The organism is Chloroflexia bacterium SDU3-3 (assembly GCA_009268125.1).
Classification (GTDB): domain Bacteria; phylum Chloroflexota; class Chloroflexia; order Chloroflexales; family Roseiflexaceae; genus SDU3-3.
The window spans coordinates 464,431-490,261 of record WBOU01000004.1 but is presented as its reverse complement, the minus strand read 5'-3'; the positions used below and the strand labels follow the sequence as shown (position 1 = coordinate 490,261).

Below are 25,831 nucleotides of genomic sequence, written 5' to 3'. Positions count from 1 at the left end.
GGCCGGAAGTGAGAACCGCTGACAGCATCTAAGTGGGAACCACGCCCGAAGAAGCTAACCTCGCTGTCTCGGACAGGTAAGTCCCCCAGGAGACGACTGGGATGAGCGGCTGGCCCTGGAGGTCGGGTGACCGATGGAGGGAGCCAGTGCGCATGGACGAGGGCTTCCCTGGCCTGCCACGAGCGTGGGCGCGACGCGCCTGCGGTGGCGGTGGCCGATGGGGGAAGGGACGAGGACCGAGAACAGACTTGCAGCAGTTGGTTGGCGAGGGGCTGCACCCCTGAGCCAGTGGCGTGCGTTGAGCGCGGTGGCCCCACCCCGTCCCATCTCGAACCGGGTCGTGAAACACCGCAGCGCTGAAGGTACTGGCTCCCCTGGAGCTGGGAGACAAGGTCCGCGCGCCCACCAAACAACCAAGCCTGCTGGCCACCCGTGGCGCCCGAGGAGGGCATCACGGGTGCTGGCAGCTGACGCGGCGTGGAGCAGTGGCAGCTCGTCGGGCTCATAACCCGAAGGTCGGTGGTTCGAATCCACCCGCCGCTACCAACCCCCACCACCTGGACGAAGGTTCAGGTGGTGGTTTTTTTGTGCGCTGTGAGGCTATGGCTGCCAATCTCGATCCCCTTCTGTGCTTGATGAGGCCGCATATTGCTCTATGCCAATCTTCCTTCAGATTCCTCTGGAGGGAGCTGCTGAGTCCTGGCACGCTTTCTGCCTATAGATCCACAAGAATGCGAAGAAGCAGAAAGGCTACAATCATGTCGAATGAAGAGAAGATCAAAGGCAAGGCCGAGGAGCTGAAGGGCAAGCTGAAGCAGGGCATTGGGCATGTCACCAACGATGCCGAGCTGGAGGCCGAGGGCCGCGCTGAGGAGACCGAGGGCAAGGCGCGCCACGAGGCCGCCAAGGCTATCGATCACGCCCGTGGGGTTGGCGAGCAGGTTACTGGTGGGGTTAAGAGCGCCGTCGGTGATTTGGTCGATGATCCCCAGCTGGAGGCCGAGGGCGAAGCCGAGCGCCTGAAGGGCAAGGCCCGCCAGAAGCTGAATCAGTAGAGCTTCCAGAGGCGCATCTGCATGCTAAACTGCTGCAGATGCGCCTAATATTGGTGGAAAGAGGAAACGTAATGCTAAACTGCTGCAGATGCGCCTAATATTGGTGGAAAGAGGAAACGTAGCAGATGCCATATAACCCTTCCTGATGCTGAAAATGGTCGATTTGCTTTTTTTTAGAGAGTATGGTATTATAACGCACGTCGAGAGAGTTCTGGTAAACAAACGGCGATAGAAAATATGGCCTCGTAGCTCAGTGGATTAGAGCGTTTCCCTGCGGAGGAAAAGGTCGCGCGTTCGAGTCGCGCCGAGGTCACCAAACAAGTCGGCGGTTGCGCCTGCAAAGGTTGCAGCCGCCGAACTTTGACAATTGAATACGGGGAGGTGACAGAGTGGTTGAACGTGCTCGTCTCGAAAACGAGTTTGGGTAACACCAACGTGGGTTCGAATCCCACCCTCCCCGCCAGCAAAAGCCAGCCGTATCCAAAAGGGTGCGGCTGGCTTTTTGCTGGCAATGGGCAGCTCTCTATGGCTCTGGTGTAGGCCTTTGTCTTCAGTGCCACGCTCAGGCCAGGTTGACTCGAATCACTCGATCGGCTCTTCACGTAGTTCGTGGTTAAGGAGCTGAGGGCTTCTAGAGCGCCGTTCTGCGCCAGCGCTTACACACCGGTTTATCGTGCGAACAGCGCTGTATTGGGCGGAGGCGTAGATGGCGCTGAGCGAGGCTCTGGACGCACAAAAAGGGCAGCTGGGACATCGATCCCAGCTGCCCTTTTGTTATTTTCTTCTTGGTGCGGTGTGCCTAGTCGGCTGCGGCCAGCGGGGTCGGGGCGTGCTCTGCGCCGGGGCCGGGGCTGCGGTGGGCATCGTCGAGGTGCAGGTTAGTCATCAGCAGCGCGCCCAGTACGGCCAGCAGCCCCGCGCCGAGCGCCAGCAGGAAGCCCGAGCGGATGGCGTCGGCCAACACCTGGCGGGCTGTTCCCAGCAGCGCCTGGGTGAGCTGCGCGCCGTTGGGCAGGCCTGACATGATCTGGGTCAGCTCCTGCAGCTTCTGCTGGTTGATCAGGGCGTTGGGCGCGTGCAGCGCGGTCAGCGCCTCGCTGGGCGTGCCCTGGGCCGCGTGGCTGGCCAAGTTGGCGCGGTAGCCGTTGGTCACCAGCGTGCCGATCAGCGCCGTGCCCACGGTCGCCCCGATCGAGCGGATGAACTGCGTAGCCGAGGTCGCCACGCCCATGCTCTGCGGCGATACGCTGGCCTGCACCGAGAGCGTGGTGAGCGGCATGATCATGCCCATGCCCAGCGACAGCACAAACATGTAGATGCTGATCGTGATCGGGCTGCTCGCGATGGTCAGTGTGGTCATCAGCACCAGTGCTACGGTCATCAGCGCCACGCCCACCAGCAGCAGTGGCTTGACCCGCCCGATGCGGGCCACCAGCTGGCCGGTGATGATACCGCTGATCGGCATTGTGATCGCCATGGGCATCATCACCATGCCGGAGGCGCTTGCCGACAGCCCCATGATGCCCTGCACAAACAGCGGCGCATAGAGCGCCACCCCGAACATCACGATGCCCATCATAAACTGTACGATCGTCGATGAGGTGATGGTGCGGTTGCGGAACAGGTCGAAGGGAATGATCGGCTCGGCGGCGCGGCGCTCGATCGGCACAAAGATCGCGAAGGCCGCCAGAGCCACGATCAGGCCGCCCAGCACCAGTGGCGATCCCCAGCTCTCGCCTGCGCCCGCCGTCTCCAGCGCGGTCAGCAGCGCCACCACCGCCACGGTGATTGTCAGCGCGCCCCAGTAGTCGATCTTGGCGTTGGGCTGGCGATGGCTTTGCGGCAGCACGATCGGCAGCACGAACATGGCCAGGATGCCCAGCGGCAGGTTGATGTAGAACACCCAGCGCCAGTTCAGCGCGTCGGTCAGCCAGCCGCCAACCACCGGCCCCACCACGCTGGAGAGCGAGAAGACCGCGAATAGGATGCCCTGGTAGCGTGCCCGGTCCTTTAGGTTCGGGAAGATGTCGGCGGTGAGCGTGAACACCGTGCCGAAGATCGCGCCGCCGCTGATGCCCTGGATGCCACGGCAGACCACCAGCCACTCCATCGAGCTGGCCATGCCGCACAGCGCGCTGGAGATCAGGAACCCGGCCACACCCGCGATCGTGATCCACTTGCGCCCGTAGATGTCGCCCAGCTTACCCACGATCGGGATGACCGCTGTCTCGGTGAGCAGGTAGGCCGTGGTGACCCATGCGTAAAGCTCGAAGCCGTTCAGATCGGCGATGATGCGCGGCATGGCAGTGCCCACCACAGTCTGGTCGAGCGAGACCAGAAAGAGCACCAGCGCCAGCCCTGCCATGCCAAGAATTTTGGCACGCATGCTTAGCTCAGGTTGATTCATGCGAGGAATGCTCCCGTTGACATAGTACAATTTGCGGGTAAGATAGTGAAATGGACATATGTCCACTTCCTTGAATATAATGGACACCTGTCCGCTTGTCAAGCTGCGCGGCATCGTTCTTTCGTACGAGATCGCGCTACCCTTGCTCTGCCTATGATCGACGCTGAAAACGAGCCTGCCATGATTGAGCACAACGACGTGTACGCCCCCGAGCGCCGCGAGCGCTGCGACGCCGCCGAGAACCGCCTTCAGATCCTGGCCGCCGCCCGCGCGCTCTTCGCCCAGCAGGGCGTCGAGCACACCACCATGCACGAGATCGCCCGCGCCGCCAAGGTGGGCCAGGGCACGCTCTACCGCCGCTTCGCCCACAAGGGCCTGCTGTGCGAGGCGCTGCTGGCCAGCGACATCGACTGCTTCCTTGCCCGCCTGGATGCCCTGCGCGCCCTATCCTCGCCCGATGTCTCGGTGCTCGACAAGATCGATCGGCTGCTGGCCGATCTGATCGCCATGACCGATTCGCACATCCCCATGCTGGCGGTGATGCAGCACGAGGCATGCAAGCCCAATCGACCTGATTTTTGCCACACCCCGCTCTACCAGCAGATGCACGCGCATCTCGCCGGGCTGCTGCGCCAGGCCGCCCAGCAGGGCGCGCTGCGCCGCCTGGATGCCGACTTCACCGCCCACGCGATCATCGCCACGCTCACCCCTACCTTCTTCGCGCTCCAGCGCTTCGACCTAGGCCAGAGCCAGGCCCAGATCGCCGCGAAGATCCGCGCGGTGTTTATCGAGCCGCTGCGCCCCTAGCCCCGGCCTCGCCTGCGGCGGGTGTGGCCTGCGCGGCTGCCCCGCCGCCCGCTGTTATCAGATGCTAACCATGTTTTTCGGCGCGTGGCTGCCACGGGATGGTATGCTAGGGTCGCTGTGCGATCTGCCTTGGGTGCGCGGGCGAGCCTCGGCGGGCGCGGGCGGCGTGCGATGGTGCCATTTCTGAAAACGAGCGAGGTTTCTGATGCCTGCTGCGAGGCGACCGCTGGTGATTCTTCTGATCGGGGTGGGGCTGCTGGCTGTGGCTGGGGTAGTGGCGATGCTGCTGCTGGTGCCGCCGAAGGGCGGCGGCTCTGGCGACCCCCTGGTGGACCGGGGCGAGTCGATCTACCGCGTGCGCTGCATGTCGTGCCACGCCACCACCACCGCATCGGGCATCGGGCCGGGGCTGGCCGGGCTGTACCAGCCGGGCGGGCCGGTGCTGCCCAGCGGCGTAGACTACGGCGGCAAGCTGCCGAATGGCGAGCCGATCACCGACGAGGCGCTGGGCGCGTTCATCCGCCAGGGCGGCAGCTTCCAGATCGGCACTATGGTGGGTGTGCCGATCACCGATGAGGAGCTGCGCGCGCTGATCGCCTACATGCGCACGCTGGAGAAGTAGCGCGGCGCGCGGGCAAAGCAAACGGGCGGGCCAGGAACCCCTGGCCCGCCCGCTGGTATGCTGCGCTACAGCTCGACGATGGTGACGGTGTTCATCACGTCGTTCTGGCGGATGCTGTCGACCACCTCCTGGCCTTGGATCACCTTGCCAAACACAGTGTGCTTGCCATTCAGGTGCGGCTGGGGCGAGTGGGTGATGAAGAACTGGCTGCCGTTGGTGTTGGCGCCCGCGTTGGCCATCGAGATCACGCCCGTCTCGTGCTTGAGCGGGTTGTTGCGGGTCTCATCCTCGAACTTGTAGCCGGGGCCACCGGTGCCGGTGCCCGTCGGGTCGCCGCCCTGGATCATGAAATTGCTGATCACGCGGTGGAACTTCAGGCCGTCGTAGAAGCCCTGCTTGGCCAGGAACACAAAGTTGTTGACCGTCTTCGGGGCGTGCTCGGGGTAGAGGTCAAGCACAATATTGCCACGGGTGGTGGCGATGGTCGCGCGGTAGGTTTTCGCCGGGTCGATCTCGATCGCCGGCGGCTGGCTCCACTGTTGTTTTGCCACAGGATATTCTCCTTAGTTCTCTCGCATCACGGCGTCTGGACACGCCGCCTCTGGCGTGCAGCCCGCCGTTTGCCGCTGGCATTATACCACGGGGTCTATGCCCACCACAGTCTCGCCGCCCTGCACCCGGTAGCCGTAGGCCATGCGCGGCGTATTGAAGGCCAGGCCCGGCGTCCCATCGCTGCCCAGCAGAATGATGCCGCCATAGCCGCCCACACGGCGGTGCAGCAGATCCACGGCGTGCCGCGCCGCGATCATCGGGTCGCCAAACCGATCGATGGCGTCGGTGGCGGTCTTGGCCAGCAGCACCTTGATGATCGACTCGCCCCAGCCGGTGGACGAGCCGCCGCCGGTCTGGTTGTCGGCGTACAGCCCCGCGCCGATCAGGGGCGAGTCGCCCACGCGGCCAGGCATCTTGTTGGGCGTGCCGCCGGTGGACGTGGCCGCGGCGATATTGCCGTGCTGGTCGAGGGCCACCGCGCCCACCGTATCGTGGGGCTGGCCCATGAAGGCATCCTGGGTGCGCGCGCCGCTGGCCTTGATCTTGGCCCAGCGGATGCGCTCGCGCTCGACGATCAGCTCCTCGGCCTGGCAGCGAGGTATGCCCACGCCCTCGGCGAAGCGCTCGGCCCCCTGGCCCACCAGCAGCACCACGTCGCTGTCGAGCACGTGGCGGGCCAGCGAGATCGGGTTCTTGATCCGCGAGATCGCGGCCACCCCGCCGGAGCGCAGGGTCTGCCCATCCATGATCGCGGCGTCCATCTCGATGTTGCCGTCACTGTTCAGCACCGATCCGGTGCCCGCGTCGAAGATCGGCGCGTCCTCCAGCACGCGCACCGCCGCCTCTACGGCGTCCAGCGCGCTGCCGCCCGCCTCAAGCACGGCCCAGCCCGCCGCGATGCCGCGCTCGACCCCCTCGCGGTGCTCGGCCACCTCGGCATCGGGTATCTCCCACGCCCCACCGTGTACGATAAGAGAGATCGTCATGTCCTACCTATGTGTGTGATTGGCCGAGGGCCGCAGCGGCGCGCGTGCGGTGGCCTGGCGGGCGCGTTTCCGCGCCGCTCCTGTGCGCGCCGCTGGCTGCCCCCGGCGTTTGGATAGCAGCGCCCGATTGTAGCAGGTTTTTCGCTGGCGCTAGCCTGCCTGCGGGGCGTCGCTGGGGTGCTGGCGGCGGCGCTAGCCCTGCTCGGCGGGGGCCTCGGGCTGCGCGTCGCCGCGCCTGCGCATGTGCTGCACGAACGAGCCGATGTAGGCGATAAGCGAGGCGCTGAAGGGGATGAGCGAGAGGTAGAGCGCTGGCTTGCCGCTGCGCGGGCCGTCGGCCAGGTAGAGCAGCATCGCGCCGGTGAGCGACACCGTGGTGAGCTTGCCTGCCGGGTGCGCCGAGACAATCTCGGTCTTGCGGCGGTAGATGATGGTGCCGCCGCCCAGGATGACCAGATCGCGCAGGATGAGCAGCCCCGTGATCCACCACGGGAAGTCGCGGTAGCGGCTGAGCGTGACGGCGGTGCCATCGAGGAACAGCTTGTCGGCGATCGGGTCGAGCAGCTTGCCCAGCGCGGAGATCTCGCCGCGCCTGCGGGCGATCGGGCCGTCGATGGCATCGGTGAACATGGCCGCGCCCAGCAGTGCCAGGGCCTTGCCTTTGTCCTCGGGGCGGCGCATGGCCCGCAGCGCGAAGGGCAGCAGCACCAGCCGGATGATCGTCAGGATATTCGCAGGGTACGCAAACTCGCGTAGCCGAAATGGAGGTCGGCGGAGAGACACGGACGCTCCTTCTACGGCGCGTAGGCCGTGGCTTGTTGAGAGTGTGAGATCTATTATACCAAGTTGGCCGCTGCTGTGCCGCCCAGCGGTGTTTCTCACCAAGACACCAAGGTACCAAGGGCTGGAAGGGGACGAATACCACGAAGGCACAAGGGCGCGCAGGGGGCGAGGAGTGTTTATCACCAAGACACCAAGGTACGAAGAGCCAGCAGCAGCCATGCGCCGCAAAGCAGTGAAAGAGAGCGGGGGCTGTGGTACGCAAGATCGTCGCGCCCCAGCGCTGTGCGGCGCACGAAGGCCGCCCCAGCGTGGCGCTGGGGCGGCCTTGGCAAGCCTGGGGCTTAAGCGCGGCCTATTGGTACGACGTGGGCGGCACGTAGGGTGCCGGAGCATCGCCATAGGTGGGCAGCAGGCCGGTTTTCACAATCGCCTGGCCCAGCGCGTGGCCCTGCACCACCTGGGCGTAGAACAGCGTGAACAGCACGCCAACGCCGCATGCGATAGTGCCAAGCTGGCCCACGATGCTTGCAAGGATGACAACCACAATCACCATGATCCAGGTGCCAATCTCGGCCCGCGTTGCGGCGATCACCTCGCTAACCTTGAAGGCCTCGCTGAGCGAGCCGGTGGCTACGTAGCGAGCGACCGCCGGGAATTGCACCAGCGTGGTGAGGATGGCCAACACAAACAGCACCAGGTAGCCAAAGCAGGCCACTAGGCCCAGCCCGCCAGCGGCGGCGTCGTTGCCCTGGTCGGAAGCCACGCCTGCGCCGCCCACGAGCGCCATTAGGCCGCAGTAGAGCACGATGAGCGGGATGGCATAGACCACCGCGATGGCGATGTAATATAGCCCGCGCATAAAGAGGTCGCCAAAGTCCGACCACTCGGGCAGCGGGGTGCTCGATCCCTTGGCTACGTTCTCGGCGACCTTCAGCATGTAGCCAAATACCGCGAAGTTCACGATGGGGATCCAGATCAGCAGGCCGCCGATCAGCACCTTTGTGATCCAGCGCTCGTCCTCAAAGACAAAGCCAAAGGCTTTCCCAATGTCCATCTGTTGCTCTCCCGTCTCTTTCGGATCGATCGGCCAGCGATCCAGCTCTTCTCAGGCCGTGGTGTGAAGCAGCGGTCGTGCGCCGAATTGGGCCAGCAGTAGCGCCCAGCCCGGCGGCGGAAAAATGCCGCCCTCTCTGGTGTGTGAGGGCGGCATGAGGGTATGCCTAGAATGGCGTCAAGCCTACTGGTATGACGTGGGCGGCACATAGGGTGCCGGGGTGTCGCCGTAGGCGGGCAGCAGGCCAGTCTTCACGATGGCCTGGCCAAGCACGTGGCCCTGCACCACCTGGGCGTAGAACAGCGTGAAGATAACACCGATGACACAGGCGATCAGACCAAGCGAGCCGACCAGCCCTGCGAGGATAGCGACCAGGATGACCATCACCCAGGTGCTCACGTTCGCACGAGCCGAGGAGAACACCTCGCCAAATTTGAAGGCCTCGCTGAGCGAGCCGGTGGCCACATAGCGGGCGAGCGCCGGGTACAGCACAAACATGGTGCCGATGCTCAGCACCAACGTGATGATGTTGCCAATGCAGGCGAGCAGAACAACACCGCCTGCTGCGGCGTCGCTACTCTGGTCAGCCGATGCGGTCAGGCCCCCCTGGATCACACCGAAGATGCAGCTGACGATGATTGAGGGGAGCGAGTAGACGATGTAGATGATGACGTAGTACAGCCCGCGCATAAAGAGGTCGCCAAAGTCCGACCACTCGGGCAGCGGGGTGCTTGATCCCTTGGCTACGTTTTCGGCGACCTTCAGCATGTAGCCGAATACCGCAAAGTTCACGATGGGGATCCAGACCAGCAGGCCGCCGATCAGCACCTTTGTGATCCAGCGCTCGTCCTCAAAGACGAAGCCAAAGGCTTTCCCAATGTCCATGCGCTCGTTCCTTTCGTATCGTATGCGTCCCTAGCGATCTACTCGTTTCACAATAGCACTAACTACACAGGTATTACGCACTTCGGGGCAAAAGGTTGCAGGGTGGCTTTGGCTACCAGCTGGCGCGCTCGGCATCGCCGTAGAGCTGGGCCACCACCAGGTGGGCGTAGGTCAGCGCGCTGCAGGCCAGCCATAGCAGGATGAGGGTGAGCAGCCAGCTGCCGGGGAAGACCAGGCCCGAGGTGAGCCAGAGGATGGCAAGAAAGAGAGTGAAGGGGATGTAGCCCACCAGCGAGCGCAGCCGCGCCCGCGCGTAGGCCCCGCGCAGCTGCGGGTCGAAGGCGCGGCGCACTGTGGCCATGCTGAGCGCCTGCTCGATATCGCCCTCGGCGCTATAGATCAGGCGGCCCGCTGGCGCGATGCTGCTGGCGAAGACGGCCAGCAAGAACAGCGCGATCACCGCCGCCGCGCCGCCGGAGATTAGCGGCGAAACCTGGCCGCTCTGGCTGAAGGCCATGCTGCCGATACCGCAGATAAACAGCATGCCCAGCACAAACAGCGGTATGGCAAAAAACAAAAAGTCGATGATCAGGGCGAACAGGCCGATCACATAGCGCCCGCCGAAGTCGACCGAGGGTGGCAGCGGGGATGGGTAGCCGCGCCGCACGTTCTCCAAGCTTTCCACCGCCAGCCCAGCCGACCACGGCGCCCCGAAGACCGTCAGCGTCAGCGCGCCGCCGGTGAGCACCTTGCGCCACCAGTCGGGGTCGCGGTGAATATTGCCGAGCGCGGTGCGAAGATCCATTGGTTAGTTCTTGCCCCCGATGCGCGCGTGGTATTCGGCCCATAGCTCCTGGGTGCGCATGCTGCTGGCATCGCGCGCGGCCTCGACCGCGCCGTCCCACAGGCTCTTCAGCTGCTTGCGCTGCATATTGCCCGAGCGCGGGGCGGCGAAGTAGACCACGGCAGCCCCAGTCGCCGCGCCAACCAACAAGCCGATCAAAAATCGTCCCATGCAGCCGCTCCTTCCTCTGCCCGCGCGGGGCAGGCCTGCGTAAGAGTGAGCGGGCGGTGGTGTGCCGCCCGCTCCTGCGTTACTGTATGCTGGGCGATGGGTGCTGCGTGCGCCGCACACCGCCCTCAACGGCTGGCTACACTGCGTGCGTGCGGATCTCCTCAAGCACGCGGGCCAGGAACTCATCGACCGGGAGCGCGCCCAAGTCCTCGCCGCTGCGCTTGCGCACCGCCACGGCCCCGGCCTCCTGCTCCTTGTCGCCGATTATAAGCATGTACGGAATCTTTTGCAACTGGGCCTGCCGGATCTTGGCCTGCATGCGGTCCTTCGAGTTGTTCAGCTCCACGCGCACGCCCGCCGCCTCTAGCTTGGCCTTCAGCTGCCGCCCGTAGTCGCCGTGCTTCTCATCCGAGATCGGGATGATCGATACCTGCACCGGCGCAAGCCAGGTGGGGAAGGCCCCGCCGAAGTGCTCGATCATCACCCCCAGGAAGCGCTCCGTCGATCCGGTGACCGCGCGGTGGATGAGCACCGGCGTGTGGGGCTGGCCATCCTCGCCGATGTACTCGCAGCCCAGCCGCGCGGGCTGGATGAAATCTACCTGGATGGTTGAGAGCTGCCACTCGCGCCCAAGCGCGTCCTTGGCCATAAAGTCGGCCTTGGGGCCGTAGAACGCGGCCTCGCCCTCGACCGCCTCGTACTGCACCTGGTTGGCATCCAGCGCCGCTTTGAGCGCTGCGATGGCCTTCGACCACTTCTCCTCGTCGCGCACATACTTGCCCTCGGCTGCGGGCAGCGAGAGCTGGACGCGGTAGTCCGTCATCTGGTAGGTCTGCAGCACCTCGCGGATGAGATTCAGCGCCAGCGAGAACTCTTCCTGGATCTGATCCTCGGTGCAGAACACATGGCAGTCATCCTGCGTCAGCGAGCGCACGCGCGTGAGCCCCGAGAGCGTGCCGCTGATCTCGTAGCGGTAGAGCGTGGCAAATTCCGCGAAGCGCATGGGGAAGTCGCGGTACGAGTGCAGCCCCATCTCGTTGTAGAGAGTCATATGGCTGGGGCAGTTCATCGGCTTGAGCCGGTATACCTCGTCTTTGTCCACCATCGGCGGAAACATCACATCCGAGTAGTTGTCGTAGTGGCCCGACTTGCGGTAGAGCTGCTCCTTTACGATGTTGCCTGTCCAGACGTGCTGGTAGCCGTAGCGCGTCTGCACATCGCGCACATACGTCTCCATCAGGTGGCGCAGCATCTCGCCCTTGGGCGTGAACAGCGGGATGCCAGGGCCAACATCGTCGGAGAAGAAAAACAGCCCCAGCTCTTTGCCCAGCTTGCGGTGATCGCGCTTGCGGGCCTCCTCCAGCCGGTTGAGATACTCGGCCAGCTCGCCCTTGCTGTTCCAGGCCGTGCCATAGATGCGCTGGAGCATGGGCTTCGAGCTATCGCCGCGCCAGTACGCGCCCGCGATGCTCATCAGCTTGAAGCCGTTGGCCGCGATCTGGCCCGTGCGCTCCACGTGCGGGCCACGGCAGAGATCCTCGAACGTGTCGTGGCGATACGTGGTGATCACCGCGCCCTCGCCCGCCGCGCCTGCGCCCTCCTCGCCGTTGTCATCGGCACCCCGCGCCAGGCCCTCGATCAGCTCTAGCTTGTAGGGCTGGTCCTTGAACAGCTCGCGGGCCTCGTCGGCGCTTACCACACGGCGCTCGAAGGCGAAGTTGCCCTTGATGATCTTGCGCATGCGCTGCTCGATCTGCTCCAGATCCTCGGGCGTGAGCGGGCGGGGCAGGTCGAAGTCGTAGTAGAAGCCATTTTCAATTGGCGGGCCGATGGCCACCTTCCCCGAGGGGAACTCTTCGAGCACTGCCTGGGCCATGATATGGGCAAGCGAGTGCCGCAGCCGGTAGTATGGGTCGTTTTGCGGCGTGACTGGCATGGAAAGCCTCCATCTAACACTATGTTGCTGCCGCGAATCATTCACGGCGGTTCGATCTTGATCGCTACCTATGGGCGAAAGCCTGCGCTACTGGTCCTCGATCGTCACCAGCAGCTCGCCCTGGTTTACCTGCACCTCGCGCACACGGCGGCCTTGGGCGGCCAGCTGGTCGTTCAGCTTGGTCTCGATAGTGCCGCTCAGCTCGTCGAGCGATAGCACTTGGCCCAGCAGGCCATCGATGCTGGGGTTGACGGTGATGATCCGGCCATCCTGCACCGCCAGGCCCATGCGGGCGGTGCTAGTGGTGCCTAGGGCCTTGATGTCGACCTGCACCTCGCCGGGGGTGAAGCGCAGGCTTGCGCTGTCGATTGGCCCCAGCGGCTGGCTGGCCAAAAACTCGTTGGCCTGATCCTGCGAGATGCGCAGCTGGCCGGATGGGATAGCCGCCACGATGGTGGGGATGGCCTGCGCGGCCTGATCATTGATCACATCGCCCGGCCCCTCGGCATCCTCGCTGGATGCAGCTGGCCCGACCTGATCGGCGAGCCGCTGGCCGATCAGCTGGCTGACCTGCGGGCGCACAAAGTACTGGTAGCCCAGCACCACGGCCACCGCAAGCCACACCAGGATCACCAGCGGCAGCAGGCAGCCGCAGCCGCGACGCTGTGGTCGTTCCTGTCGATACCGGTTGTTTCTCGCCATGTGCGTTCTCCACGCCTCATCGGCAATAAAAAAGCCCCTCGTCCCGCAGTTGGGACGAAAGGCGTGCTTTCGTGGTTCCACCCAAGTTCAGGCCGTGCCGCCGCTGCTGGTGGCAGGCCCCTTGATGAGCCGATAACGGGGCTAGCCGTGCCGCCTTAGTTGCTAGTGCGTTCTGGCGGCAAGCTCGGAGGTGGTATCGGGCTGGGCCGTGGCCGGATGCGCTTGCAGTCGGTGGCGCTTCCTCCCTGGGGCTGGCCGCAGCCGACGTGTCCTCGTCGGCGCTGGTGCTGTGCGTTTTCACACAGGGCGGATGATAGCACGCGGGGAAGTGGGATGTCAAGTCGGGCAAACGTCGGACCTGCGGGGCTGTTTCCCACCAAGACGCCAAGGCTCCAAGATTCGGAGAAGACCCATGCCGCGAAGGCGCGAAGACGCGAGGGGCATGGGAGGGGCTGTTTCCCACCAAGGCTTCAAGGCTCCAAGATTCGGAGAAGACCCATACCACGAAGGCGCGAAGACGCGAGGTGCAAGGGAGGGGTTATTTCCCACTAAGACATAAGGTATGGCAGAGAAAGAAGAAGCATATGAAATGTACGAGCCGGGGAGCGGCGAGCGCATGCTTTATGGCGAATTGCTGCGCATTAGTATGCCGAATGTTTGCTAAACAGCAGCAGCGTGCTGCATTGTTCACACGGATGTTTGGAAGCATGGCGGGGGGTGTGAAGAAAGGAAATACACGCGTGAAGAAGCATGGCGGGGGGTGTGAAGAAAGGAAACACACGCGTGAAGAAGCATGGCGGGGGGTGTGAAGAAAGGAAACACACGCGTGAAGAAGCATGGCGGGGGGTGTGAAGAAAGGAAACACACGCGTGAAGAAGCATGGCAGGAGGTGAGAGCTTGGAGGCCCAGATTGTGGCGTGGAGAGTTAGCGCATAGGTTGGGGTATGGCAGGCCGACCATGCGGATGGCACGGCCCAGCAGTGCTGGTGCTGGCCTTTGTAGAGTCTACGATGCTGCTCGGAACCCAGATAGCGAAAAATGCCTGTATTATCGCGCGAGTATGAAACCGTATGGTGTCGTTGATGGGCGGTAGACATGCTTTGGCAGTGAGATAGTTTCTATGCGGCATGATATGCGTCAAGAAATAAAGAGTGTATCAAGGTGCGAAATAGATGACGAGGATGATTCTCAATCGCCATGACACTGCAATAAAGAGATATGGCAATATACTACGCATCATACTATAGTATGAACGTGTTATCTGGCGCTGATACAACATAGAACGATCTACTGAAGGAGTTCTACCATGCCAAACAGCCAGAAAATCAGTGGGGAGGCTCTACGCTTTGATCAGGAGCTGATCGTGCGCCTGCAGGAGCTGGCCGACTACCGCCCTGCCAACAGCGCGTTCAGCATCGAGGCCCTGATCGCCGCCAACGATGCGGTGCTGATCGCCGCCCAGGCCGAGATCCGCGCCGAGCACGCCCTGCAGGTGGCGCGCAGCGCCAGCCAGCAGGCGCGGCTGCACCTGCACCAGCTGGTGCTGGGCGCGAAGACCCAGGTGGTGGCCCAGTACGGCAGCGACTCGCCCGTGCTGGCCACCGTGGGCCTCAAGCGGCGCTCGGAATATAAGACCCCGGTGCGGCGCAGCCTCGCTGCCGACCCGAACGAGTAGCCCCACCCTCGCACGAACATGTGGAGCGCCCGCTGCTCCGCCAAAACGCCCAGGCCAGATCATCTGGCCTGGGCGTTTTGGCGTGAGGGGCCATGCTATAATATGCGCTGCGTATCAGCAGACGTTCGTGGAGGCGAGAATGAATGGCATCGATCTGTTCTTTATCTTACTTGTAATCGGTTCGCTGCTTCTCGGTATTTTTGAAGGCATCATCCGTCTTGCGATTGCCATCGTCGTGCTCTATGTCAGTATCGTGCTGGCGAGCTTGTACTTCCAGCCGATGGGCGAAGTCTTACGAGCGCGCTTTCATTCGACCCAATATGCATCGCAGCTGACCGGATTCGCGATCATTCTGCTGGTCTCGTTCATACTGCTATTGATGGCTGGCCTCTACACGTTCCGCTATGTGCGCATGCCGAGTGCGCTCGAATTTCTCGACCGCATCATTGGCTCGCTGCTGGGCTTGCTGCTGGGCGGGATCGTGCTAGGCATGCTGGCGCTGCTGATGCGCGATATCTTTGTCTATCAGACGCTCTCATCGACGATGAACTACCCGATCATCGTGAGCCTGGAGAACTCGACCCGCAGCTCGCTGCTGATTGACATCTTCCACGGCTATGTGCTGCCGGTGATCTATCACACGCTTGATCCGTTCCTGCCTCCCGAGGCAAATATTATCTTTCAGCTCTAAATCCTATGACAATCAGTCAACAGACCCTTTCAACGCTTGAGTTCCCCAAGGTGCTTGAGCGGTTGGCCAAACATACCAGCTTCTCGGCTTCGCACGAGCTGGCGCTGAGCCTGACGCCCAGCACCAACGCTATCGAGGTGCGCGAGCGCCTGCGCCGCACCAGCGAGGCCCGCTGGCTGATGGATGAGATGCCCGACCTGAGCATCGGCGGCGCGCGCGACATCCGCCCCGCCGCTGGCCACGCCCGCCGCGGCGGTGTGCTGGATGCGCCAGTGCTGCTGGAGGTGCAGCAGACGCTGGCCAGCGCCCGCAGGCTGCGCACCGCGCTGCTGCGGCTGGATGCGGCGCGCTTTGGCATGGTGCAGGATCTGGCCTTCAACCTGCCGAGCCTGCCGCAGATCGAAGATCTGATCGGTCGCGCTATCGGCGAGGATGGCACCGTGCTCGACAGCGCCAGCCCGGCGCTGGGGCGGCTGCGCAGCGATATCCGCGTGTCGTTTAACCGCCTGCAGGATAAGCTGCAGAACATGATCAGCTCGTCGCAGTACGCCGACGCCCTGCAGGAGCCGATCATCACCGTGCGCAATGGCCGCTATGTGGTGCCGGTGAAGGCTGGCTCGAAGCGCACTGTGCGCGGGCTGGTGCACGACCAGTCGGGCAGCGGCGCGACGCTGTACATCGAGCCGATGGCCGTGGTGGAGCTGAACAATCGCTGGCGCGAGCTGCAGCTTGCCGAGGAGCAGGAGGTGGCGCGCATTCTGGGCGAGATCTCCGAGCAGGTGGGGGCCGAGGCCGAGGCGATCGTGCGCGGCACCGATGCGATCGCCGACCTCGATCTGGCCTTTGCGATGGCGAAATATGGCAACCTGCTGCGCTGCACCGCGCCCGAGATCGTGGTGGAGCCGCTGCCCGAGGGCCAGCCGCCGCTGCTGCTGCAGTCGGCACGCCACCCGCTGCTCGATCAATCCAAGGTGGTGCCCACCACCATGTATCTGGGCGGCGAATCGCAGATGCTGCTGATCACCGGCCCCAACACCGGCGGCAAGACGGTGGCGCTGAAGACCACCGGCCTGCTGGCGGCCATGGCGCAGTCGGGGCTGCACATCCCAGCGTCCGACCCCTCGCGGCTTCCGATCTTCGGCCAGATCTTTGCCGACATCGGCGACGAGCAGAGCATCGAGCAGAGCCTCTCAACCTTCTCCTCGCACATGGTGAATATCATCCGCATCTTGGATGGCTTGCACCAGGAGCGCGAGCGATGGTACGCCGCGTGGGAGAGCGACCCCGAGTCGACCGCGCCGCCGCTGGCGCTGGTGCTGCTGGATGAGCTGGGCGCGGGCACCGACCCGATCGAGGGCGCGGCGCTGGCGCGGGCGATCATCGAGCGCCTGCTGGAGGTGGGCGTGCTTGGTATCGCCACCACGCACTACGCCGAGCTGAAGGCTTTCGCCTATGCGACCGCCGGTGTGGTGAATGGCTCAGTCGAGTTCGATGTGGAGACGCTGCGGCCCACCTACAAGCTGACCATCGGCCTGCCCGGGCGCTCGAACGCGCTGGCCATCGCCGAGCGGCTGGGGCTGGATGCGGCGATCGTGGAGCGCGCGCGCGGCGTGATGGCCCACGAGGACGTGCAGGTGGAAGACCTGCTGGCGGGCATCCACCGCGAGCGCAGCGAGGCCGCGCGCGAGCTGGCGCAGGCCGAGAGCACGCGCAGCGATGCGGAGAAGTACCGCGAGCGGCTGGCCGATGAGCTGGCCGACTTCGAGCGGCGGCGCGAGGCCGAGTGGCAGACCGCGCAAGAAGAGCTTGAGCGCGAGCTGCGCGAGGTGCGCAGCCAGCTGCGGCGGCTGCGCGACGACTTCCGCTCGGTGTCGATCAGCCGCCAGTGGCTTGAGCAGGCCGACCAGCGGATCAGCGAGATCCGCGAGAAGGTGCCCTCGCGCCGCCCGACCTCGCTTGAGAAGGCGGTGCTGACGCCTGCCCCGCCGCCGACGCCCACAGCGCCCGCGCCGCAGGCCCCGCGCCCGCTGCAGGTGGGCGATCAGGTGCTGGTGCGCTCGGTGGGGCTGAAGGGCGAGATCCTGGCGATCGACGAGGACGAGGGCAGCGCCACTGTGCAGGTGGGCGGCTTCCGCATGGAGGTGAGCCTGAAGGAGCTGCGGCGCGAGAAGGGCAGCGAGCAGGACGCGCGGCGCTACACGCCGCCCGCTGTGACCACGCCCGCCCTGCCCGATGTCTCGATTGAGCTTGATATCCGTGGGATGCGCGCCGGAGAGGTGGAGGATCGGCTTGATCGCTACCTAAACGACGCCTATCTGGCGGGCCTGCCCTTTGTGCGCGTGATCCACGGCAAGGGCACCGGCGCGCTGCGGCAGGTGGTGCGCGACGCGCTGCAGCGCCACGCCCTGGTCAAGTCCTTCGCGGGCGGCGGCCCCGAGGGCGGCGAGGGCGTGACCGTGGCGCGCATGAACGAACACTAGCGATGGTCGATAGGCGGCGGCGCGTGTGCCGCCGCCTATGGGCCATGTGGAAACTATGTCACCAATTCTTGTAGGGTTTCTTCTGTTTGTGGTGCTGGTGGTGCCCGGCGTGGGCGCGGTGGTGCTGCGCACGCTCAACGAGCGGATGTCGCAGCGCGTGCTGCTGGGCGTGGCATCGCTGATCGTGGTGCTGCCGGTCGGCAGCGCCGTCGCCCTCTCGCGGGCGAACATCCCCAACCTACGGGTGGGCAACCTGAGCGTGGTGCTGATCGAGCCTACGGCGGTGCCGCTGACCTCGGATGTGCTGGATATGCTAACGGTGGTGCCTGAGGATGAGGATGTGCCGCACACCCACGATGATGCGACGGCCACGGCGGAGGCAACTGCCACGGCGGAGCCTGCGGCCACCGCCGCGACCGATGCCACGCCCGAGCCTGCGGCAGCCACGCCCGAGCCTGCGACGGCCACACCCGAGCCTGCGACGGCCACGCCCGAGCCTGCGACGGCCACGCCCGAGCCTGCGACGGCCACGCCTGCGCCTGCGGTAGAGCAGCGGCGCTACACGGTGCAGCAGGGCGACACGCTGAAAAGTATCGCCGAGCAGTTCAATGTGAGCGTGGCCAATCTGCTGGCCGCCAACGGGCTGACCGCCGAGCAAGCCGACTCGCTGCGCGTGGGCCAAGAGCTGGTCATCCCCTAGGCCATGGCCACGCGTCGCTCACAGCATCTGTTGGTGGGGCTGGTGGTGGCGGCGGCCAGCACGGCGGTCTACTTCGCACGCGGCACGCCCGCCGAGGCTCCCGCGCCGCCGCCCGCCAGCGCCACGGCGCGGCCCATGGCTACGAGCGCCGCGCCCACGGCTAGCGCCACGGCGCGGCCAAGCCCCACGGCCACGGCGCAGCCAAGCCCTACCGCCACAGCGGAACCCACGCCCGCCGCGATCAGCGGCTACACATCCCATGTCCTCGCCAGCGGTGAGACGCTGGAAGCTGTGGCTGCGTCGCTGGCCAGCGACGCGGCGCTGATCGCACGCTACAACCGCCTACAGCAAGCCCCCAAGCCCGGGCACCCTTTGATCATCCCTCAGCTGGAAGGCAAGGGCGGCGGCCAGCCCTCCCCGCCGCCGCTGGTGCGACGCGGGCGCGGCGACATGCCCTGGGTGGCGCTGACGCTCGATGCCGGAGGCACGGCGGAGAACGTGCCCGAGGTGCTGGCGGCCCTGCGCGCGCGGCACGCGCACATCACCTTCTTCCTCACCGGCAAATGGATCCGTGAGAACCCCGAGCTGACGCGGCAGATCGTTGCCGACGGCCACGAGATCGGCAACCACACGCTGGACCACCCCGACCTCACCACGCTGGACGACGCCAGCATCCGGCGCGAGCTAGCCGAGACCGAGGCGCTGCTGCATCAGGCCGCAGGCGAGGCTGCCAGCATCCGCCCGTTCTTCCGCCCGCCCTTCGGGGCGTACGACGAGCGCGTGCTGCGCGTCGCCGTGGGCGAGGGCTACCTGCCGATCTACTGGACCTTTGACAGCCTGGACTCGGTGGGCAAGCCGAAGACACCCGAGTTCCTGCTTGAGCGGGTCACGGGGCACCTGCCGCCCGAGCAGCTGCGCGGCGCGATCATTCTGGCGCACTGTGGGCTTGCGCCCACCGCCGCCGCGCTGCCGCAGATCCTCGACCGCCTGGCCGAGCTAGGCCTTGAGGTGCGACCGATCTCGGATGTGCTGTAGCGCCGCGAGGGCTAGGGGCACAGCCTGCCTTCGATGCCGCCCTCGGGCACGGTGAGCCGCAGCGCCATGGCCCGGTCGAAATCGCCTGGGGCGGTGAACTTGGCCGGTTCGGCCTCGGGCAGGCGGCGGTAGATGTCGTACAGCTCGCCGATGCGCCTGCCGGTGGCCATGATCACATTCTCGCCCGGCTGCATACTGGCGGCGATCTGCTGGCAGCTGGCATCTAGCGGGATGTTGGTGGCGGCGCGCTGGCTGATCAGCGGCAGCGCGGGGTTGGCCTCGAAGTAGGAGTCGGGCGTGGCTAGGTAGGTGATATGGTAGGGCCCGTCCGGCAGCTTCTCCAGGTAGCGGGCCAGAAACGACGCGGCCTGATCTGGCTCGGTGGTGATCCACAGCGAATCGGTGTCGTGCTTGATGTACAGCCCCAGGTTGACTGCCGCGTAGGCCGCCAGCGCCAGCGGCGCGATCGCCAGCATCGCCCCGCGCGCCCGCGTGGGCAGCAGCCCGCCAGCGGCCCGCAGCAGCTGCTCGATGCCCACGCCAATGCCCAGCGCCACCAGCGGTATGAAGATCGCGTAGCGGCTGGGCATCGGCGTGTCGTTGGTGAGCACGCCGCCCAGCAGGCAGCCCAGCACGAAGTAGCTGGCGAACAGCAGCCGCACCCACAGCGCCACCTGCCGCCCGATCAGAATGCCGATCAGGCCCAGCGCGAACAGCACCGCGTCGACCGGCCCTAGGAACTGCGGCCACATCCACCACATGGCCGGCCCGCGCACCGGGTAGAGGAAGGGAAAGAACGACATGCCGAGCTGTTTGGCCAGCAGCTCGTACCAGGGCTGCTTGTCCAGCTGGCCTGCGATCCAGCCGGGGGCCAGCACGCTCACCGTATTCATGCGCGCGGTGTAGGTGTCGGGCCTGCCGATGTAGTAGAAGATCATCGGCGCGTAGATCAGCACGAAGCCGAGCAGAATGATGCCTGCGGCGGCCAGCCCGCGCCGCCACGGCAGCTGGCGCAGCGGCCCCTGGGTGATTGCCAGCACGCCCACCTGGGCCACGGCCAGAAGGGGTAGCAGGCGCGCGCCGGGGTAAAAGTACTGGCTGAGGCCAAGCACCAGACCGGCGGCGAGAAACAGCGGCCACGAGCGCCTCTTCCAGCCCTCCCAGATGCCCCAGATGACCAGCGGGGCCAGCCAGCTAAGGTGGATGACCTCGGTGCCGATGCGCGAGAACACCAGGTCGAAGGGCAGGCAGGCCGCGCACAGTGCGGCGAAGCAGGCCACGCGGTTGCCGAACAGCGAGCGCCCCAGCAGGAAGATCGCGCCCACACCCAGGGTGCCCCCGATGGCGCTAAACACCCGCATGCCCAGGATCGTCGGCCCAAACACGCGCAGGATAAGCGACTCCAGCGTGAAATAGAGATGGGTGTGGCCCATCCAGCCTGTCTCGAACAGCTGGTGCTCGTTGGGCTGCAGAAACTCGTAGGCGTACTTGGCGAAGGCGGCGGCGTCGCCATCCACGCGGTAGGGGAACTGGCCGAGTCCCAGCCCGCGCAGCACGGCGGCCAGCGCTAGCACACCCACAAAGATCAGCAGCGGGAAGCGCTGGCCAGGCTCGGCGGCGATCTGGCCCCCGGCGCTGGGGCGGCGCAGCCCGGCGTAGAGCGCTAGGGCCAGCGCGGCCAGCGTGAGGATGGCAAATATCGGCAGGTAGATGCCCGCATCCTGCGGGGTGATCTGGGCCACGGCCATCTGGCCGAGGATGAGCAGCACCACCAGCAGCAGCGTGAGCAGCGGGGTGGTGAAGGCGGGCGGCAGCGACGCGCCAGCCAGCGGCGGCATGCGCCACCACAGGCCTTGCGGCGCGGCCTGGCCGGAGGCCAGCGCACGCGCGGCGCGCTGGAGCCGCGCGCGCACGGCGGCGGCCTCGCCCTGGGCGGCGGCCAGCGCGGCCTGGCGGGCGGGGTGGGCGGCGGCCTCGGTGCGCAGGCGCTGCTCCAGCGCGCCTAGCGCCTGGTCGGCCTGCTCGAATGCGACATCGGTGGTGTTGGCAGATTCGTTCATTGCGTGTGCGCCAGGGCCACAGGCGGACCTGGTGTGCGGGCGGGCGGATGCAGCAGGGCTGATTATAGCGAAGCCGCGCCGCCCCCGCAATGAGGCCGCGCTTTCCGGCAGGCATGTTTACCACCAAGCCTCCAAGACACCAAGGAACAGTAGGAACGAATACCGCGAAGGAAGGCTGCGCCCCTTCGAGCCTTGGAGTCTTCGTGGAAAGGATCAAGCCTCGCCCGGCAGCCGCGCGGCCAGCTCGTGCAGCTGGGCGGCGTCGTGCAGGGCCGGGCCGTGGCCGAAGCCCACCACACGCGGGCGCAGCGCCGCGACGGCGCGGATGGAGCCGCGGTTCTGGGCGATGTTGTGGGTGAAGACGGCGGGCGGCTCGTGCAGGCCGGGCGCGGTGGTGAGCATGTCCATATTCACCAGCACATCCCCGGCGATCAGCACGCCGTCGCGCTCGCGCCACAGCGCGATGTGGCCGCTGGCGTGGCCTGGCGTCTCGATCACGCGGAAGTCCTCTACCATGTCGCCGTCGCGCAGGGTGCACGCCACGGGGTGGCCCGGGCCAGCCCAGAAGCGCTGCTGAAAGCGCGCGATCGCCCCCGCTGGGTTGGGGTACTCCTCGATCACGTGGCCCGACTGCGCGCGCCCGCTGTCGGCTGCGCCGCACCACAGCGGCACGCCGCGCGCCGCGCAGATCTGCGCGCTGGCCCCCTGGTGGTCGGCGTGGGCGTGGGTGAGCACGTGGGCGGTGAGCGGCCTGCCCGCGATGGCGCGCAGGATGGCCGCGCCGGAGGAGCGCACGCCGGCATCCACCAGCACCGACCCGATCAGGTAGGCGTTCACCGCGCTGCGCGGGAATAGCGGGATCTGAAACACGTTCTCGGCTATCTCTCGCATGGTTCTCTCTCTTCTTCTCGTTTCATTGAAGGCTGGTGGGCTGCGTTATCTTGCCGTGTTGCCTGGGCGGCATACAGAGGGCATCCCACACATACATGGTGTCACTTTTTTGACGCGTTTCCCAGCAGTGATGGCGGTGGTAGGCGGTTGGTGGTGGATGCCCTGCGCGGGCGGCGGCTAGGGGCCAGCCCCGAGCAACCCCGCCATGGGGCGTTGCCCCCTTGGAACCCCCAATGTTGGGTGTTCCGATGCTCTCGCCTGGTAGCTCACTTTCGTGCATATGGCCATCAAAACCATAGCAGCATCTTCGCCGTATGGGCCAGGTGGGTAGGGCTGGCCCCGCGCTCTTTTCTGCCTTTTCTTCCCTTGGAGTCTTGGTGGTGAATCGGTTCTCTCTCCTCTTCGCGCCCTCGCGTCTTCGTGGTATTCGGATCCTTGGTGGTGTGGTGTTTTGCGCCTCGGGCAAAAATGGGTATAATCCACAGCAGTGCTTATTGTCAAATTCTGCGTAAGAAAGCCTGAGCCATGTCTAGCCCTGAGATCGAGCGCCCTGCCGAGATGGCCAAAGCCTACGAGGCCCAGCAGGTCGAGCAGCGCATCTACGAGTGGTGGGAGTCACGCGGCCTGTTCTCACCGAAGATAAACCCCGACCGCAAGCCGTTTGTCATGTCCATGCCGCCGCCCAACGTCACCGGCGAGCTGCACATGGGCCACGCCATGTTCGTCACCATCGAGGATGTGATGACGCGCTGGCACCGCATGCTGGGCGAGCCGACGCTGTGGCTGCCTGGCACCGACCACGCGGGTATCGCCACCCAGATGCAGGTGGAGAAGATGCTGGAGCGCGAGGGCACCAGCCGCCGCGCGGTGGGCCGCGAGGAGTTCCTGCGCCGCACCTGGGAGTGGAAGGCCAAGTACGGAGGCGAGATCACCCGCCAGCTGCGGCGGCTGGGCGCATCCTGCGACTGGAGCCGCGAGCACTTCACGCTCGACCCAGGCCTCTCGCGGGCGGTGCGCGCCGCCTTCAAGAAGCTCTACGACGACGGCCTGATCTACCGCGGCACCCGCCTGGTGAACTGGTCGCCCCGGCTCCAGACCGCCGTGTCGGACCTGGAGGTGGACTACGAGGAGCGCAACGTCTCGATGTACCACATCCGCTACCCGGTGCTGCCCGCAGGGCAGGCTGCCGCGGCGGGCGGCGCGTGGGGCGAGGGCGCGTGGGCCTCGTTCGCCAGCGAGTACCTGACGGTGGCCACCACGCGCCCCGAGACGCTGATGGGCGACGTGGCGGTGGCGGTGAACCCCGAGGACGAGCGCTACCAGCACCTGATCGGGCGCAGCGTGCTGCTGCCGGTGATCGGGCGGGCCATCCCGGTGATCGCCGACCAGCACGCCGACCCGGCCTTCGGCACTGGCGTGGTGAAGATCACCCCGGCGCACGACCCCAACGACTACCAGGTGGGCCAGCGCCACAGCCTGCCGCTGATCAACATCATGAATAAGGATGCGACGCTGAACAGCGAGGCCGGCCCCTACGCGGGCATGGACCGCTACGACGCGCGCAAGCAGGTGCTGGCCGACCTTGAGAAAGAGGGCCTGCTGGTCGAGGTCAAGCCCCACACCATGTCGGTGGGCATCAGCCAGCGCGGCGGCGAGGTGATCGAGCCGCTGCTCTCCGAGCAGTGGTTTGTGCGCATGCAGCCGCTGGCCGACATGGCGCTGGCCGCCGTGCGCGAGGGCACCACCCGCATCATCCCCGAGCGCTTCGAGAAGGTCTACTACCACTGGCTGGAGAATATCCAGGACTGGTGCATCAGCCGCCAGCTGTGGTGGGGCCACCGCATCCCAGTGTGGTACACCGCCGACGGCCAGATCATCGTGCCCGGGCCGGATGACCCCGAGCCGCAGGGCGAGGGCATCACCCAGGATGCCGACGTGCTGGACACATGGTTCTCGTCGGGCCTGTGGCCCTTCTCCACGCTGGGCTGGCCCGAGCAGACCGAGGATCTGGCCTACTACTACCCGACGGCGATGATGGAGACGGGCTACGACATCCTGTTCTTCTGGGTGGCCCGCATGATGATGCTGGGCTGCTACCTGACCGGCCAGGCCCCCTTCCACACCATCTACCTGCACGGCCTGGTGCGCGATGAGCACGGGCGCAAGATGTCGAAGTCGTACGGCAATGTGGTGAACCCGCTGGTGGTGATGGAGCAGCAGGGCACCGACGCGCTGCGCTTCACGCTGGCCACCAGCGGCACGCCGGGCCAGGATCTGAACCTGAACCCGCAGCGCATCGAGTCGGCCCGCAACTTCGCCAACAAGATCTGGAATATCACCCGCTTCGTGCTCACCAAGCTGGGCGGCTTCCAGCCGGGCGCGCCCGCCACGCCCAGCACGCTGGCCGACGCCTGGATCCTCTCGCGCTACCACCGCCTGCTGGCCGAGGTCGACCGGCTGATGCGCGCATCCAACCTGGGCGAGGCCGGGCGGCAGATCCAAGATTTCCTGTGGAGCGAGTTCGCTGACTGGTATGTGGAGCTGGCCAAGGTGCAGATGGAGGGCGACGCTGCCCAGCAGCGCAGCACTCAGGCCGTGCTCTACGAGGTGCTGGAAGGCTCGCTGCGGCTGCTGCACCCCTTCATGCCGTTTGTGACCGAGGAGGCCTGGCAGTACCTGACCCGCGACAAGCGCGGCGCGGGCGCGCCCGACTCGATCATGGTGGCCGACTACCCGCAGGCCAACGCCGTGCTGGTGAGCGAGGCCGCCGAGCGCGACTGGACGCAGGTGCAGGATCTGATCGTGGGTATCCGCAATGTGCGCAGCGAGTACAAGGTCGAGCCTGCCAAGGTGATCGCCGCCACCGTGGTGGCTGGCCCGCGCCTCGCGACCATCGCGGCCCAGCGCGCCCTGATCGTGCGGCTGGCCAGGGTGAGCGAGGCCGAGCTGGTGATCGCCGAGCATGTGGACCACCGCCCCGAGGCCGCCGCCGCCCTGGTGGTGGGCGAGATCGAGGTGTTTATCCCGCTGGCCGGCATGATCGACCTAGGGGCCGAGCGCGCCCGCCTGGGCAAGGAGCTAGAGGCCGCCGAGGCCGATGTGGCGCGGCGCGAGGGCCGGCTGTCCAACGGCAGCTTTGTGGACAAGGCCCCGCCCGCCGTGGTGCAGCGCGAGCGCGACGGCCTGGAGCAGGCCCGCGCAGCGGTGGCCAAGCTGCGCACGCGGCTGGAGCAGCTGGCCTAGCGCCTACGCGGCAATCCACAATACCACAAGCGCTGTGGAGGAGACTTCACAGCGCTTGGTGTTTTTTGCGCCGCCCTGAAGGGCTTTATCCGCCGCTATTCCTAACACGATCTGGGGGTGAGCTGGCGCGAGCAAGATCGTATCTCACTCAATCATTAGTTTCCTATGAGAGTGGAACGCAAACCCCTATGGTATAGTGAGCGCGCATCGCCCGACAACCTGAGGAATAGCGCATACGAACGGGGAGCGCGC

General features: G+C 65.6%; 20 protein-coding genes, 3 tRNA genes, 1 rRNA gene, 1 pseudogene and 1 other annotated feature. Of the genes and pseudogenes, 13 read left to right on the top strand and 12 right to left on the bottom strand.

Going from position 1 to position 25,831, the window contains the following annotated elements:
• Window positions 1–2: 2 nt before the first annotated feature.
• Window positions 3–171: a sequence feature (possible 23S ribosomal RNA but 16S or 23S rRNA prediction is too short), on the top strand.
• Between the two features lie 118 nt (window positions 172–289).
• The 5 genes from rrf (at window position 290) to F8S13_09380 (ending at window position 1,518) form a co-directional block, all read left to right on the top strand.
• A 5S ribosomal RNA gene (rrf, locus tag F8S13_09400) occupies window positions 290–405 on the top strand.
• Between the two features lie 66 nt (window positions 406–471).
• Window positions 472–546: transfer RNA gene (locus F8S13_09395), tRNA-Met, on the top strand.
• A 212-nt stretch (window positions 547–758) separates the two neighbouring features.
• Window positions 759–1,055 carry a CsbD family protein gene (locus F8S13_09390; protein KAB8144085.1) on the top strand — a complete coding sequence of 99 codons (297 nt, stop codon included), beginning with the start codon at window positions 759–761 and terminating at the stop codon, window positions 1,053–1,055.
• A gap of 239 nt (window positions 1,056–1,294) precedes the next feature.
• Window positions 1,295–1,371: transfer RNA gene (locus F8S13_09385), tRNA-Arg, on the top strand.
• 59 nt (window positions 1,372–1,430) lie between these two features.
• Window positions 1,431–1,518: transfer RNA gene (locus F8S13_09380), tRNA-Ser, on the top strand.
• Window positions 1,519–1,854: 336 nt separating this feature from the next.
• On the opposite strand, the gene F8S13_09375 is transcribed toward F8S13_09380, so the two are convergent.
• A complete protein-coding gene (locus F8S13_09375; GenBank protein ID KAB8144084.1) occupies window positions 1,855–3,576 on the bottom strand; it encodes an MFS transporter in 1,722 nt (573 codons plus the stop codon).
• A gap of 39 nt (window positions 3,577–3,615) precedes the next feature.
• Between F8S13_09375 and F8S13_09370 the strand changes: the two genes are divergently transcribed.
• Both F8S13_09370 and F8S13_09365 read left to right on the top strand, forming a co-directional pair.
• Window positions 3,616–4,269: a TetR/AcrR family transcriptional regulator gene (locus F8S13_09370; GenBank protein ID KAB8144083.1), complete on the top strand. Its 654-nt coding sequence runs from the start codon at window positions 3,616–3,618 to the stop codon at window positions 4,267–4,269.
• 205 nt (window positions 4,270–4,474) lie between these two features.
• Window positions 4,475–4,891 carry a cytochrome c gene (locus F8S13_09365; protein KAB8144082.1) on the top strand — a complete coding sequence of 139 codons (417 nt, stop codon included), beginning with the start codon at window positions 4,475–4,477 and terminating at the stop codon, window positions 4,889–4,891.
• A 65-nt stretch (window positions 4,892–4,956) separates the two neighbouring features.
• Here the strand turns inward: F8S13_09365 and F8S13_09360 are convergent, their stop codons facing one another.
• From F8S13_09360 to F8S13_09320, 9 genes are all read right to left on the bottom strand, one after another.
• Window positions 4,957–5,409 (bottom strand): peptidylprolyl isomerase, encoded by a 453-nt coding sequence (locus tag F8S13_09360; protein ID KAB8144111.1) that lies wholly within the window; start codon window positions 5,407–5,409, stop codon window positions 4,957–4,959.
• A gap of 114 nt (window positions 5,410–5,523) precedes the next feature.
• Window positions 5,524–6,429 (bottom strand): peptidase T, encoded by a 906-nt coding sequence (locus F8S13_09355; protein ID KAB8144081.1) that lies wholly within the window; start codon window positions 6,427–6,429, stop codon window positions 5,524–5,526.
• A 192-nt stretch (window positions 6,430–6,621) separates the two neighbouring features.
• On the bottom strand, window positions 6,622–7,431 hold the full coding sequence (locus F8S13_09350) for a CDP-alcohol phosphatidyltransferase family protein (protein KAB8144080.1): 810 nt from the start codon (window positions 7,429–7,431) through the stop codon (window positions 6,622–6,624).
• Between the two features lie 133 nt (window positions 7,432–7,564).
• Window positions 7,565–8,266, bottom strand: coding sequence for a DUF4013 domain-containing protein (locus F8S13_09345; protein ID KAB8144079.1), 702 nt, complete (start codon window positions 8,264–8,266; stop codon window positions 7,565–7,567).
• Window positions 8,267–8,449: 183 nt separating this feature from the next.
• The gene (locus F8S13_09340; GenBank protein ID KAB8144078.1) at window positions 8,450–9,151 is read right to left on the bottom strand and encodes a DUF4013 domain-containing protein; all 702 of its coding nucleotides are present in this window, start codon (window positions 9,149–9,151) and stop codon (window positions 8,450–8,452) included.
• A 112-nt stretch (window positions 9,152–9,263) separates the two neighbouring features.
• Complete coding sequence (locus F8S13_09335) at window positions 9,264–9,956, bottom strand: DUF4013 domain-containing protein (GenBank protein ID KAB8144077.1); 693 nt, start codon at window positions 9,954–9,956, stop codon at window positions 9,264–9,266.
• Window positions 9,957–9,959: 3 nt separating this feature from the next.
• Window positions 9,960–10,352 carry a YtxH domain-containing protein gene (locus tag F8S13_09330; GenBank protein KAB8144076.1) on the bottom strand — a complete coding sequence of 131 codons (393 nt, stop codon included), beginning with the start codon at window positions 10,350–10,352 and terminating at the stop codon, window positions 9,960–9,962.
• A complete protein-coding gene (locus F8S13_09325) occupies window positions 10,303–12,102 on the bottom strand; it encodes a threonine--tRNA ligase (GenBank protein ID KAB8144075.1) in 1,800 nt (599 codons plus the stop codon). The genes F8S13_09330 and F8S13_09325 overlap by 50 nt, the downstream gene beginning before the upstream one ends.
• A gap of 87 nt (window positions 12,103–12,189) precedes the next feature.
• The gene (locus F8S13_09320; GenBank protein ID KAB8144074.1) at window positions 12,190–12,804 is read right to left on the bottom strand and encodes a hypothetical protein; all 615 of its coding nucleotides are present in this window, start codon (window positions 12,802–12,804) and stop codon (window positions 12,190–12,192) included.
• 1,306 nt (window positions 12,805–14,110) lie between these two features.
• On the opposite strand from F8S13_09320, the gene F8S13_09315 reads away from it, so the two are divergent.
• The 5 genes from F8S13_09315 (at window position 14,111) to F8S13_09295 (ending at window position 19,385) form a co-directional block, all read left to right on the top strand.
• Window positions 14,111–14,479 (top strand): hypothetical protein, encoded by a 369-nt coding sequence (locus F8S13_09315; protein ID KAB8144073.1) that lies wholly within the window; start codon window positions 14,111–14,113, stop codon window positions 14,477–14,479.
• 139 nt (window positions 14,480–14,618) lie between these two features.
• Window positions 14,619–15,170: a CvpA family protein gene (locus tag F8S13_09310; GenBank protein KAB8144072.1), complete on the top strand. Its 552-nt coding sequence runs from the start codon at window positions 14,619–14,621 to the stop codon at window positions 15,168–15,170.
• Between the two features lie 5 nt (window positions 15,171–15,175).
• On the top strand, window positions 15,176–17,650 hold the full coding sequence (locus tag F8S13_09305) for an endonuclease MutS2 (GenBank protein KAB8144071.1): 2,475 nt from the start codon (window positions 15,176–15,178) through the stop codon (window positions 17,648–17,650).
• Window positions 17,651–17,795: 145 nt separating this feature from the next.
• The gene (locus F8S13_09300; GenBank protein ID KAB8144110.1) at window positions 17,796–18,350 is read left to right on the top strand and encodes a LysM peptidoglycan-binding domain-containing protein; all 555 of its coding nucleotides are present in this window, start codon (window positions 17,796–17,798) and stop codon (window positions 18,348–18,350) included.
• 3 nt (window positions 18,351–18,353) lie between these two features.
• Window positions 18,354–19,385, top strand: a complete 1,032-nt coding sequence (locus tag F8S13_09295; protein ID KAB8144070.1) for a polysaccharide deacetylase family protein — start codon at window positions 18,354–18,356, stop codon at window positions 19,383–19,385.
• Window positions 19,386–20,659: 1,274 nt separating this feature from the next.
• Here the strand turns inward: F8S13_09295 and F8S13_09290 are convergent.
• Together F8S13_09290 and F8S13_09285 are read right to left on the bottom strand one after the other, a co-directional pair.
• A pseudogene (locus F8S13_09290) lies at window positions 20,660–21,133 on the bottom strand (hypothetical protein).
• Window positions 21,134–21,658: 525 nt separating this feature from the next.
• Window positions 21,659–22,336 carry an MBL fold metallo-hydrolase gene (locus F8S13_09285; protein KAB8144069.1) on the bottom strand — a complete coding sequence of 226 codons (678 nt, stop codon included), beginning with the start codon at window positions 22,334–22,336 and terminating at the stop codon, window positions 21,659–21,661.
• A 525-nt stretch (window positions 22,337–22,861) separates the two neighbouring features.
• Here F8S13_09285 and F8S13_09280 point away from each other — a divergent pair.
• Window positions 22,862–25,579, top strand: coding sequence for a valine--tRNA ligase (locus F8S13_09280; GenBank protein KAB8144068.1), 2,718 nt, complete (start codon window positions 22,862–22,864; stop codon window positions 25,577–25,579).
• Window positions 25,580–25,831 lie beyond the last annotated feature (252 nt).

Bases quoted from the DNA above. Each gene is read 5' to 3' on its own strand.
- F8S13_09315 (KAB8144073.1), top strand. From the start codon at position 14,111: ATGCCAAACAGCCAGAAAATCAGTGGGGAGGCTCTACGCTTTGATCAG.
- F8S13_09355 (KAB8144081.1), bottom strand. From the start codon at position 6,429: ATGACGATCTCTCTTATCGTACACGGTGGGGCGTGGGAGATACCCGAT.
- F8S13_09335 (KAB8144077.1), bottom strand. From the start codon at position 9,956: ATGGATCTTCGCACCGCGCTCGGCAATATTCACCGCGACCCCGACTGG.
- F8S13_09330 (KAB8144076.1), bottom strand. From the start codon at position 10,352: ATGAGTTCCTGGCCCGCGTGCTTGAGGAGATCCGCACGCACGCAGTGT.
- F8S13_09375 (KAB8144084.1), bottom strand. From the start codon at position 3,576: ATGCCGCGCAGCTTGACAAGCGGACAGGTGTCCATTATATTCAAGGAA.
- F8S13_09295 (KAB8144070.1), top strand. From the start codon at position 18,354: ATGGCCACGCGTCGCTCACAGCATCTGTTGGTGGGGCTGGTGGTGGCG.
- F8S13_09305 (KAB8144071.1), top strand. From the start codon at position 15,176: ATGACAATCAGTCAACAGACCCTTTCAACGCTTGAGTTCCCCAAGGTG.
- F8S13_09325 (KAB8144075.1), bottom strand. From the start codon at position 12,102: ATGCCAGTCACGCCGCAAAACGACCCATACTACCGGCTGCGGCACTCG.
- F8S13_09280 (KAB8144068.1), top strand. From the start codon at position 22,862: ATGTCTAGCCCTGAGATCGAGCGCCCTGCCGAGATGGCCAAAGCCTAC.
- F8S13_09365 (KAB8144082.1), top strand. From the start codon at position 4,475: ATGCCTGCTGCGAGGCGACCGCTGGTGATTCTTCTGATCGGGGTGGGG.
- F8S13_09350 (KAB8144080.1), bottom strand. From the start codon at position 7,431: ATGGCTGCTGCTGGCTCTTCGTACCTTGGTGTCTTGGTGATAAACACT.
- F8S13_09285 (KAB8144069.1), bottom strand. From the start codon at position 22,336: ATGCGAGAGATAGCCGAGAACGTGTTTCAGATCCCGCTATTCCCGCGC.
- F8S13_09310 (KAB8144072.1), top strand. From the start codon at position 14,619: ATGAATGGCATCGATCTGTTCTTTATCTTACTTGTAATCGGTTCGCTG.
- F8S13_09345 (KAB8144079.1), bottom strand. From the start codon at position 8,266: ATGGACATTGGGAAAGCCTTTGGCTTTGTCTTTGAGGACGAGCGCTGG.
- F8S13_09300 (KAB8144110.1), top strand. From the start codon at position 17,796: ATGTCGCAGCGCGTGCTGCTGGGCGTGGCATCGCTGATCGTGGTGCTG.
- F8S13_09390 (KAB8144085.1), top strand. From the start codon at position 759: ATGTCGAATGAAGAGAAGATCAAAGGCAAGGCCGAGGAGCTGAAGGGC.
- F8S13_09340 (KAB8144078.1), bottom strand. From the start codon at position 9,151: ATGGACATTGGGAAAGCCTTTGGCTTCGTCTTTGAGGACGAGCGCTGG.
- F8S13_09370 (KAB8144083.1), top strand. From the start codon at position 3,616: ATGATCGACGCTGAAAACGAGCCTGCCATGATTGAGCACAACGACGTG.
- F8S13_09320 (KAB8144074.1), bottom strand. From the start codon at position 12,804: ATGGCGAGAAACAACCGGTATCGACAGGAACGACCACAGCGTCGCGGC.